Below are 11,135 nucleotides of genomic sequence, written 5' to 3' on the forward strand. Positions count from 1 at the left end.
AATTATTTGGAGCCTGGAAGAAACCGTCCCGGAAAAGACCTGCGCAAGACGCGCGCTCGGCAATATTCACCGCCCGATCTAGTCATTTTGACTTCGAAGCCGTGGTTAGTTCTTCGGTTTCTGCCCGGCCGATTTCAAAATCGAGATCAGGTCGCTCATGCCCTCGGGCGAGGAATTGTAAAGCCAGAGAATATCCGGATTATCGACGGTGAATTCCTTGCCGGGGCCGGCGCCCATGTCGCGGCCGGGCGACGTCTGATCCGGCAGCTTGCCCGCGCCGGGTGTCAGGCCCTCAGCGCGTTCATGGTCCGCGATGATCGCGGCTGCCGCGATAAAGGCCTTTTCGTCATGCTGGCGCAGTGCCGCAAGCGAAGGGTTGCGCGCCGCCAGCGCATCCTCGGCCGGGCCGGCATGGCCGAGCGGAGGCAGTGCCATGAGAAGGGTGATCGACAGGGGTATGAGCCGGGATTTCGTCATCGTCGTCACATCCGTCTTGGTGCGCCATTTGCGCGGCTATCGCTGAAACAATAGGCAGAGGCCGGAAAGATGGCAACGGCGCCCGGTGCCAATCGAGTGCCAATCGGTTGGGAGGGGTGAAATCGGTTGGAAATCAGAGGATCTTCAATTGCTGCAGGCCGAGACGGAGATCGCGCAGCATCTCGCCGAAAATCTCCTCGATCATTCCCGTCGACCAGACGACCATGGTGCCGTAGGGCGAGCGTTTGCGCTGCATGAAGCCGGCCGTCTCGAAATCGATCAGCGTCTTGCGGCAGGTCTCGCTCGACATGACAGCCACCAGGAAACGGGCTAGATTGGACTGGTCGATGGCGCCCGCCTTCTCCGCCCAGTTCTGGATCAGCCGCGGCTTGGTGTCGGCGGTGAACATCGAGGCGAGCGCGCGATCCTGCGACAGCCCGAGGCGCTGCAGCTTGGCCGGATCGCGGGTGAGCGACACCACGTAATCATTGTGCAGGTCGGCGAAACGTTCGATATCCTCGGCGGTGCTGATGCCGAAGACCTTCATCGAATAGAGGAACTCGGCCATCAGGTAGGTCGGCTCGGAGCGCAGTTGCGCCAGATGCTTGTCGTCCTTGCTGGCCGAGGCGGCGCAGACCCGATCGGAGAAACCGATCCTTGCGGCGCGCACCTGCTCCAGCAGGCTGATGTCGAGCGCCAGTTCGTCACCGTTCCATTCCAGCATAAGCATTCCCTGCCAGCAAATCGTCGAGACGATGATCTTGTACTATTCCCAGCGCAGATCTCCAAATCGTTTGGAAAGCAACAGCTTGCTGAGGAGGCGCAACTGTCCTAACATTTTAAAGACTTGGCAGTCTTTTGAGGGTCGAGGCAATGCGTGGTTCAGCGTCGCATATCCTGTTTGCCGCGGCACTTGCGGTCGCTTCGCCGGTTTTTGCCAAAGACACTGTGATCATCGAGCTTCCCGGCGGCGACGGCGGTCGTTCGGTCGGCATCATCTCCGCCAATGAGGAGGTCGAAGCCTCCGGGCCGGCGGCGATCACCGTCGGCGACGACGGCACCGTCTATATCCTCGACCAGAACAACGGCCGCGTGCTCGCCATCGACGCCGAACGTTCGCAGGCCGAACCCGAGATCCTGCCGCTGCCGGAGAATGCCGCGCCGGAGGATCTCGCCGTCGTCCATAACGAACTCTACCTCTGGTCCGATGGCGTCGTGCCGCTCGAGCGCTCCACCGAGGCCGACGGCCGGTCGCAGACATTGCGCGCCGTCGACGGCGGCGGCGATGCCGATGATTACACCCGCTCGGTCTTCGCTTCGATGGGCTCGGTGCCGCCGGGGCCGCTGAACAGCATCATCGACGAGATCGGCCGCAGCGTCAGCCGGCCCGAAGCCCGCCCGCCTGTTATCCAATATGTGCCGAGCCGCGGGCTCGGCGATATCGTCGCGGAAGTCTCGGCCGCCAGCGACAAGGCGGAGATCCTGCTGCGGCGCGCGAGCTCGGAGGAGAATTTCCTGTCGCTGCAGCTGAGCGCGGACGGGCGGATCGGTACCGTCGAACTTCTCGACATCGATACGACGGGCAGGCCCTATGCACTGGTCGAACTGGTGCCGGCCGACCGGCCCGAGCGCACCGGCATGCTGGTGGCGCGCTTCACGCCGAACGGCGCGATGGACCGGGTCTACGACCTGCCGATCGACCCGGGCACGGTGTTTTCCAGGCGCTTCGTGGCGATCGGCCCGCGCGGCGACGTGCTCTATTTGAGATCGCAGGAGGGCCGGGCGCAGGTGGTCAAACTCGACGGCCGCGATCCCGGCCGCAAGCTTGCCGTCATCAACCCTGCCAAGCCGCTCAAACCCGATAAACCCGGCAGGACGCCGAAGGTGGCGATCGTGCCGAAATCGCGGGACGACGTGATCGAGCGGGCGATCGGCTTCGAGACGCTGAACTGGCTGGTGACGCCGACCGCCTATGGCGGCGATCCCGGGCCCGGCTGCCTCAACATGAACCGGCTGCGCCGGCCGGTCTACCTGATCGGCAAGCGCGGCCAGACGGTGAAGGGCGTTCCCTATTGCTGGGGCTGCAAGACGCCGCTCGAGAATTTCATCGGCGGCGTCGAAAAGGGCCAGACCGCCGGCAATGTCTGCACCAAGAGCGCGCCGCAATCCAACATTCTCGGCGTCGACTGCTCCGGCTTCGTCAGCGACGCCTGGGGCCTGAAGATGCATGTCTCGACGCGCGCCATCCCCGGCATCACCAAACGCCTCTCCGACCCCTGGTCGCTGCGGCCGGGCGACGCGCTGAACAAGCCGGGCTCGCATGTGCTCTTGTTCATGCGCTTCACCGACGACCGCAAGGTGGAAGTGATGGAGGCCTCGCCGAACGCCTGCAAGGGCCGCGTCTGCCGCAACACCTATTCCCTCGGCAGCCTGCTGATGCGCGGCTACCAGCCGGTGCGTTTCAAGGGGTTGGATGGGTGAGCAGCCTCGCCATTGCCAGAAGACCGTGCGTTGCGACGCGCTCGGCATAGTCCCGATAGGCTGGATCCAGGCTCAGCATGCGTTCTTCGGCGCGGGCGCGCATGATGTAGATGAGCGTGACGATCGCCAGCATGCCGGCCCGGGCAAGTCCTTCCGCAAACCCGCTTGCGATAAAGCTCGGGGCCGCAAACAGCCACCAGGCGATGTTCTTCGAGACATAGGCCGGATGTTTGATGAAGCGATAGGGGCCCGAGGTGATGATGCCGCGATGGGTGAGATTGGAAAAACGCGGCCCGAAGGCGATGGTCGACCAGACATAGATCAGGGCGCAGAACAGCATTGCACCGCTCCAGAGAAAGAAGACGGACGAACCCTCCCGGATCACGCTCTCCCAGCCCGGCCCGTCGCCGTAAGGCACGAAGGCATGTGAGATCGCAGGAAAGAACGGCTCGTAACAGATGAGGCAGACGAGCCAGCCGAGCGCCGTCGTCTCCGTCGCCCTGACATGCCAGCCGAAAAGCTTGAAGGTGGCGATGTAGCCGCCGGCTGCAAGGATGACGTCGAGGAGAAAGACAAGCCGCATCCAGCCTTCGAACCAGGCCGCCGACAGTGGAGGAAAGGCCCAGGCCGGCTTGTCGGCCAGATCGGAAAGAGCCGCCATGCCGCTTGAAAACATCAGCACGAGAAAGAAGCATTTGATCGCGAGCAGGCGCAATGCGAAGAGCACGTCCTCTTCGCGAAAATCCTGCATCAGCACCGCCCGTCCGGCCTGATGGAGATAATCGTCAGGCTGCTTGGCGATCAGATCGGTGACCGCGACGTAGAGAATGGTGGCAATCGCCAGTGCGATGGAAAGGGGAATGGTCGTATGGCTGGCTTCGACAACCCATTGGACCGCGGACGACTGCGTGAAAAACGGAAAGACCGAACAGGCAATGACGACCGCGCCGAGGAGCGCGGCAAGGCCGACCAGCTTGGTTCCGATGCGCCGCCAGAAGATGGCAGGAGCCTCGTTGCGTCTTTCCCTTGATGCCCAGGCCTGACGCGCGGCCGGCATGCCTTCGACAACGATCCACGCGAGGAGAAGACAGATGACGGCAAGCGCCATCGCCATGCCGGGCGCAAGCTGCAGATAGTCCGACAGCGCGATGCCGACGAGAACGCCGGCAAGGGTTGCGGCCTGGCTGACGAGAGGGCTGCCGGCCACGGCACCCCTGTCCTGCGATATCGGCACGCGCTCGGCTTTCTCGGTCAGATTGCCGGCTGGACGGAGACCGGAGAGCCTATCCGCGCCGCAAGCGCCGTTGCTGCTTCAGCCGTCAGGGACGACATATCCTCCGGCAGCGAGATCATTGCGATATCGAGCTTGTCGTAGTCGACCATGTAATAGCCCGATCCGGTAGCGATGACGGCTTCGGGCCGGATTGCCAACAGATCCTGCGCCATCGTGCCGACGAAGAGCGGGCCGCCCCAGATATAGCGGAAGGCATAGACCGGGATGCCCTCAGCCGAGGTGCCGAGTCGACGGATATCGGTCTTCAGGCGGCGATCCGAGGGACTCCATCCACCGGAACTGCTCGAACTAGAGGAGCTACTGGAGCTGGAAGAACTGCTCGAGCTGGAAGAACTGCTCGATCCGCCGCCGCCCATGCCTCCTCCTCCAGAACTGGAATTCCCGCTGGAACTGTTCTCAGAGCGGGCGAAAGCCGGTTGACTGGTATTCGAGGGTACCCTTTTCTTAGCGGCGGGTGTGGTTTGGGCGGGGGCGACGTTTCTCGCCGGCTCTTCACTGGTAAATAGCGTCTTGGCGCCGGGGTCGAAAATACAGCTCTGCAGGATCGCGCCAGAGCCTGCAAGGAATGTCGAGCACATTAGGATACGGATGATGAGCTTGCTGTTCATGTAGGGCGCCCCCAGACCGCCGTTTTAGAAGAGATCGTACCTCGGATTTCGCTTGACCCATGTCGCCTTGGCGAGCTTGATAAGCCTGTCATCGGGCGACTTGGATTTGGAGATTGCCTTTTGCTCTTGAGCGGTCAGCTCGGCGGCAAAGGTGGCTTCCGCTTGTTTCTTTGCAGCTCCAGGCAGCCTCTTGAGTTCCGCCAGCGCCTGATTTTTCGGATCGCCGCTGCCTGGCATGTTGATCGCCATCGCTAGTGCGAAGTAGCGGACCGCGGTTGCGAGGCTGTCGGCATCCGCACCTTCTTCCTTCGCCAGATTGGCGCGGTCCAGTGCACCCCAGTAGTCACCGCGCTCCGCTCCCATCTCCAGCCACTTCACTGCTTCGGCTTTGTTTACGGCAACGCCGATGCCATCCCGGTACATGCGCCCGAGATTGGTCGGAGCATAGGGCTGTCCACCTTCTGCAGCCCGCGTGAAAAGTTCGACTGCCTTAGAAAGATCTTGCTGCGTACCCTTTCCGAAACGGTAGGCCATCGCGAGGTTATTCATAGAGTAAATGTCGTTTCGCTCGACGCCCGCCTGGTAGAAGCGGATACCGCGTTCCGGATCGGCTGGAACATTGATGCCGTTCAAGAAAATATATCCGAGTTCATTCATCGCATAGGTATGGCCGAGATCCGCGGATTGAAGCAGCAATCGCAGTCCCTGCTGTGTATCCGCCTTGATGCCGCGGCCGTAGTAAAGGCTCCTACCGTAGCCATACAAAGCGAAGGGATCACCTTTCTCTGCCCCCGCTTGAACTATCTTAGCAGCTTTCGCATCATCACGCGTAACGGACGCGCCAAGCGCGTAAAGGCCTGAAAGCTCCGAAATCGCCCGAATATGCCCGGCATCCATCGCCTTCTTGATCGTCGCGAAGGCCGTCTTGGTGTCGCGGTTGGCAAGCTGGGCGCGGCCGAGCTGGTAGACGAAGCGCGCCACCTGAGGATAGGTCTTTATGGCGTCCGTGCAGGCCGGCACCGCGATGGCCGGGTCGATCTCGTTCGGCAGTTTGCCCGACGTCACACCCTGCAGGTCGAGAGGCGCTGCGGCTGCGGTGTCGCAGGCGTCGAGCGTCGGCTTGAAGGTGATGGTGGCCGGCGGCAGGTTGTCATTGGCGGCCTGCAGCGTCAGGGCGAAAGGCTGGTTTTCGGTGCCGATCTGCGGCTCGTAGGAAAGTGTCGCAATATCGGCGGGTTCCAACACATGGCCGAGCCCGATCACCCGGTCTCCGGCCCGCAGCGTGCCCTTGTCGGGCAGGGCCGCGACCTTGAAGGTCATTTCCGCAGCCGATGCCGGCACGTCAGGCAGAGCGGCTGCAACAGGGCCGACGCCGATCGTCGCGTCGACGTCACGCGGCAGTTCCTTCAGATAGGCGCCGGCATCGGCAAGCCGGGTCTGCTTTTGCTGTTCGAGCTGGGCGAGCTTGGCGCCGGCATCGGCCGAGACGGTAATGGCGACGACGCCCTGCGTCGCCTGGCCATAGGGATCGCTGACGGTATAGCCGATCAGGCCGACGGTTCCGGCGGCGACACCGGAGGAATCATAGCTCAGCGCCGTCAGCGCCGCGGCGGGCATCTTGGCGCCCTGTTCGACCGGCTTGCCGTCGAAGCTGAGTTTGCCGGTCTGGGGAAGCTGGTTCAGGGTGACCAGCAGCGCCGAGCCGGTCTCGTCATGCGGCGGGGCGATCGGCAGTTTCGTGGCAGTTGCTCCCTCCGGCACGCTCACCTGCTGCATCGCCTCGACGCTCGGCGGCGGCGGCGCCGGAATGAAATAGAAGCTGTCCATCAGCGAGGAGTTTTCCCAGGGAACCTGCTTGCCGTTGGTCATGGCGATCACGTCGCGGCGCACGTCGGTCAGGACCTGGCGGATTTCCTTGTTGGGTTCGCTGGCGCGTTTGATGAAGGATTCCGAATAGGGGCTGAGCGCGCCCTGGCCATCGAGCGCCACCTGGCCCGGCTCGGTGGAAAAGGCGATCAGGCTGCCGAGATCGCTGTCGATGCGCGCAAGGCCGCGGGTGGCGCCGACCGGTTCCAGCTTTTCCGCCATCCAGAATTTCTGGGCATTGAAGGGATTGTTACGGCAGGCGTCGAGGAAGATCAGCTGCACCCGCGAATTCTGTTTCAGGTGGTTCAGGATGAGGTCGAGCGGCATGGTCTGGGTCTCGACGTCATAGGGCGTCTCCAGCGTCGCATCGACCGGCACGAGGAAATTCTGTCCGCCCACCTGGATGCCGTGGCCCGAATAGTAGATCAGGCCGGCATCGGCATGGCTGGTCGAGCGCAGGAAGCGGCGCACCGTATCCTCGAGCCCGATACGGTCGACATTGACGCCGATCGTCACGTCGAAACCGGCCGCCCGCAGCGTATTGGCGACCTCTTCGACATCATTGGCGGGATTGGGGAGCGAAGGCAGCGTCTTATAGACCGAGTTGCCGATGACGAGGGCGACGCGGCGTCCGTTCTCGCCTTCGGTCATGGCGGCATGCGCCAGGCCGACCGGCAGCAGCATTGCCGCGAGGATCAGCAGATAGGCGCACAGTCTCTTGACGTGGTGAAACTTGGGCATGGCTGGATCGCAAACATTCTATTGTTTAAGTTCAATAAAATTTGCCGGCCTGCTGGTGCTGGGCCCCCTCCGCATTCACAATTCGAAAATATTCCCGACTGCTAAAAAAAGCAAGCTTCGCCGCTTCCAAGTGAATTGGAGCAGTCCCGTCTGATTGGAAGTCCGTTCCCTCAAGGAAAGACTATCGAAATCAGGAAATTATCATGCGGAGCGGTGAGGTTTGATTAGCCTCGAAACGTATAGTTGCTGATCGAGTCCGGTTTCATCTCGATGGAGAAGCCCGGCAGGGCGGGCGGCATATAAGCGGCGTTCTCGATCCGGCAGGGGTCGAGGAAGTGTTCGTGGAGATGATCGACATATTCGATGACGCGGCCGTCCTTGGTGCCCGACACGGCGACGTAATCGATCATCGACAGGTGCTGCACATATTCGCAGAGGCCGACGCCGCCGGCATGCGGCCAGACCGGCAGGCCGAATTTGGCGGCGATCAGCAGCACGGAGAGAACCTCGTTCAGGCCGCCCATGCGGCAGGAATCGATCTGAACGATGTCGATCGCGCCTTCGGCGATGAACTGCTTGAACATGATGCGGTTCTGGCACATCTCGCCGGTCGCGACCTTCACCGGCGCGATCGCCTGGCGAATCTTGCGATGGCCGGCGACGTCGTCGGGGCTGGTGGGTTCCTCGATGAAGAAGGGCTTGGCCGGGGCAAGCGCCTTGACCCAGTCGATCGCCTGGCCGACATCCCAGACCTGGTTGGCATCGATCATCAGGTAGCGATCGGGGCCGATCACCTCGCGGGCGATCCGCAAGCGGCGGATATCGTCGTCCAGGTCGCGGCCGACCTTCATCTTGATATGGTTGAAGCCGGCGTCGATCGCCTCACGGCAGAGGCGGCGCAGTTTCTCGTCTTCATAACCGAGCCAGCCGGCCGAGGTCGTGTAGCAGGCGTAACCCTCCTTTTCGAGGGTGGCGATGCGTTCGGCCTTGCCGGCTTCGGCGCGCTTGAGGATCTCGATCGCCTCGTCGCGGGTCAGCACGTCGGTGAGATAGCGGTAGTCGACAATATCGGCGATCTCTTCCGGCGACATGTCGGCGACGAGCCGCCAGACCGGTTTTCCCGCCTGTTTGGCAAGCAGATCCCAGACGGCGTTGACGACCGCGCCGGTCGCCAGATGAATGGCGCCCTTTTCCGGGCCGATCCAGCGCAGCTGGCTGTCGCTGGTCAGATGCCGCCAGAATTTGCCGGGATGAGCGAGTACGTCGGCGAGGTCGGTCCCGACGACGAGATGGCGCATCGCCTCGATCGCCATGCAGCAAATGTCGTTGCCGCGGCCGATGGTGAAGGTCAGGCCGTGGCCGGCTAGATCGGGCGCATCCGTATCGAGCACGACATAGGCGGCCGAATAATCCGGATCGGGGTTCATCGCATCCGATCCATCCAGGCTTTGCGAGGTGGGAAAGCGGAGATCGAAGACACGAAGGTCGGTGATGCGGGTCATGGTTGTTCCTCCCGATTCCTTAAGGCTTGTTATATCGGCCGATCATCTTGCGGGCCGGCAATGCTGCCGGCCGCGTCATCGCCCGAGCTCAGATCGTCCAGCCGCCGTCGATGGCGATCGCCTGGCCCGAAGTATAGGTGGCGCCGGCGAGATAGACGGCGAGATCGGCGATCTCCTCCGGCGAGCCGAGCCGGCCCATCGGCTGGCGGGCGATGAAGGCGGCGCGCGCCGCGTCGTAATCGCCCTGCGCGCGCATGCGATCCTGCAGCGACGGGCTTTCCACCGTGCCGGGGCAGATGGCGTTGCAGCGGATGCCTTGAGCGACATAATCGGCGGCGACGGACTTGGTCAGCCCGATCACCGCCGCCTTGGTGACGCCATAGGCAAAGCGGTTCGGCACGCCCTTGATGCTGGAGGCGACGGAGGCCATGTTGATGATCGACCCGTCCTTGCGCTCGAGCATGCCGGGCAGAACAGCGCGGATGGTGCGGATCATCGCCTTGACGTTGAGGTCGAGAGCGAATTCGAAATCGGCATCCTTCATTTCGAGGATTGAACCGGCATGAACGAAGCCGGCGCAGTTGAACAGCACGTCGACGGCGCCGATCCTGGCGACGAGGGCATTGACCGCATCCTCTTCGAGCACGTTCAGCTGATGGGTCGAAACCCCGGTTTCGGCCGCAAGCGTCGCCAGCGCGTCGGTATTGATGTCGGTCGCGTGGACCTTGGCGCCGGCCGCGGCAAAGGCTGCCGCTGTCGCCCGGCCGATGCCCTGGCCGGCGGCGGTGATGAGAACGGACTTGCCGGAAAGTTTGTTTGTCATGTCACGGGCCTTTTCTGGAATTGTCTACGCCGAACGATGGAATGCAGTTCATGTCTTGACGAAGGCTGGGTGGCGATAGCGGAACGCGTCCATCGTCGTCGCCGCCATCTGTCTTCTTTGCGCGCTTCGACCGGCCTCTGGCAAGGCATGCGGCGGGCCATTCATGCGTTGCATTGTCTTCCTCCCTGCCCGGCTGCTTGCGATCTTGCCGCTTGGGCGACTTTGGCACTGTGGTCGCATTCGCTGTCGAGCAAACCTTTTCAGTGATGATTTGTCTGTTTATAGACAAACAGACGATTGGCCAAGGGTCAAGCCTAAACTTTTCCTTTTCCGGAGGCGGTTCTGCGTATATGCAGAGCCCTATTCACAGGAGGAAGGAATGGAGACCGACGAGTCAGACCGCTACCGCGCTCCTGCGCTCGACAAGGGTCTCGATATCCTGGAATTGCTCGCCGGCGTCGACAGCGGCCTCACCCAGGCCGAAATCGCCAAGCGGCTCGACCGCAGCCCCAATGAATTCTACCGAATGCTCGACCGCCTGGTGCGCCGCGGTTACGTCACCCGGCTGGACGGCGACCGCTATTCGCTGACGCTGAAGCTCTTCGGCCTTGCCCAGCTGCACGCGCCGGTGCGCCGGCTTGCCTCCTACGCCACGCCGCTGATGCGCGAGCTCGCCCAGCGCACGCGCCAGGCCAATCATCTCGCCGTCTTCGATCGCGGCGCTGCCGTCGTCATCGCCCAGCAGGAGGCGCCCGACTATTGGGGGTTCTCGATCCGCGTCGGCGCCCATATCAGCCTGTTCGACACCGGTTCGGGGCATGTGCTGCTTGCCTTCCGCAGCGCGGAGGAGCGGGAGATGATGATATTAGAACATGTGCGCAGCCGCGCCGATATCGAACTCGGGCCGGAATTCTACGATCGCCTCGACCAGATCCGCGAGCGCGGCTACGAGATGATGGCGAGCGCCCAGACATCGGGCGTCTACAATCTTTCCGCGCCGGTTCTCGGGCCGGACCGCCGCTGCATCGCCGCCCTCACCTGCCCTTTCATCGCGCTCGTCAATGCGCCGACGGCGCCCGATATCACCCAGGCGATCATGCTGGTGCAAAAAGCCGCCGCGCAGCTTTCGCTGCTGGCGGGGGCGGATGTCGTCAATTCTGGTTGATGGCAGCTGCCCCTCATCCGCCCTACGGGCACCGACCGGGGTCGAGCCACGGGTCTCGACCCGTCCTTCGGACCCCCGCAAGCGGCAGGGGAATCGCATATGGCGAGTAAGCAGTTGTTTTATTGCGTCAAATAGATTCAAGGACTCTCCGTTGATTTGGAGGTTGCGATGGATCGAT

At 62.5% G+C, this 11,135-nt stretch carries 10 protein-coding genes; 2 read left to right on the forward strand and 8 right to left on the reverse strand.

Annotated elements, in window-relative coordinates:
• Positions 1-105 precede the first annotated feature (105 nt).
• Both GGD57_RS27345 and GGD57_RS27350 read right to left on the reverse strand, forming a co-directional pair.
• Positions 106-477, reverse strand: a complete 372-nt coding sequence (locus GGD57_RS27345; RefSeq protein ID WP_184473299.1) for a hypothetical protein — start codon at positions 475-477, stop codon at positions 106-108.
• A gap of 133 nt (positions 478-610) precedes the next feature.
• The gene (locus GGD57_RS27350; RefSeq protein ID WP_129419277.1) at positions 611-1,201 is read right to left on the reverse strand and encodes a hypothetical protein; all 591 of its coding nucleotides are present in this window, start codon (positions 1,199-1,201) and stop codon (positions 611-613) included.
• Positions 1,202-1,350: 149 nt separating this feature from the next.
• Here GGD57_RS27350 and GGD57_RS27355 point away from each other — a divergent pair, with 149 nt between their 5' ends.
• A complete protein-coding gene (locus GGD57_RS27355; protein ID WP_184473300.1) occupies positions 1,351-2,958 on the forward strand; it encodes a hypothetical protein in 1,608 nt (535 codons plus the stop codon).
• On the opposite strand, the gene GGD57_RS27360 is transcribed toward GGD57_RS27355, so the two are convergent.
• From GGD57_RS27360 to GGD57_RS29430, 6 genes are all read right to left on the reverse strand, one after another.
• A complete protein-coding gene (locus GGD57_RS27360) occupies positions 2,939-4,192 on the reverse strand; it encodes an isoprenylcysteine carboxylmethyltransferase family protein (protein ID WP_184473301.1) in 1,254 nt (417 codons plus the stop codon). The two genes, GGD57_RS27355 and GGD57_RS27360, sit on opposite strands and share 20 nt — an antisense overlap.
• A gap of 17 nt (positions 4,193-4,209) precedes the next feature.
• Positions 4,210-4,608, reverse strand: a complete 399-nt coding sequence (locus tag GGD57_RS29335) for a tail fiber domain-containing protein (protein WP_246713747.1) — start codon at positions 4,606-4,608, stop codon at positions 4,210-4,212.
• Between the two features lie 276 nt (positions 4,609-4,884).
• Positions 4,885-7,467 (reverse strand): caspase family protein, encoded by a 2,583-nt coding sequence (locus tag GGD57_RS27370; RefSeq protein WP_184473303.1) that lies wholly within the window; start codon positions 7,465-7,467, stop codon positions 4,885-4,887.
• Positions 7,468-7,691: 224 nt separating this feature from the next.
• Complete coding sequence (locus GGD57_RS27375; protein WP_184473304.1) at positions 7,692-8,969, reverse strand: L-fuconate dehydratase; 1,278 nt, start codon at positions 8,967-8,969, stop codon at positions 7,692-7,694.
• An 88-nt stretch (positions 8,970-9,057) separates the two neighbouring features.
• Positions 9,058-9,792, reverse strand: coding sequence for an SDR family oxidoreductase (locus GGD57_RS27380; protein ID WP_085740090.1), 735 nt, complete (start codon positions 9,790-9,792; stop codon positions 9,058-9,060).
• 48 nt (positions 9,793-9,840) lie between these two features.
• Positions 9,841-9,966, reverse strand: coding sequence for a hypothetical protein (locus GGD57_RS29430; RefSeq protein WP_281423779.1), 126 nt, complete (start codon positions 9,964-9,966; stop codon positions 9,841-9,843).
• Positions 9,967-10,171: 205 nt separating this feature from the next.
• Between GGD57_RS29430 and GGD57_RS27385 the strand changes: the two genes are divergently transcribed.
• Positions 10,172-10,957: an IclR family transcriptional regulator gene (locus GGD57_RS27385; protein ID WP_184473305.1), complete on the forward strand. Its 786-nt coding sequence runs from the start codon at positions 10,172-10,174 to the stop codon at positions 10,955-10,957.
• Positions 10,958-11,135: the final 178 nt, after the last annotated feature.

Source organism: Rhizobium esperanzae (assembly GCF_014197615.1).
Lineage (GTDB): Bacteria > Pseudomonadota > Alphaproteobacteria > Rhizobiales > Rhizobiaceae > Rhizobium > Rhizobium esperanzae_A.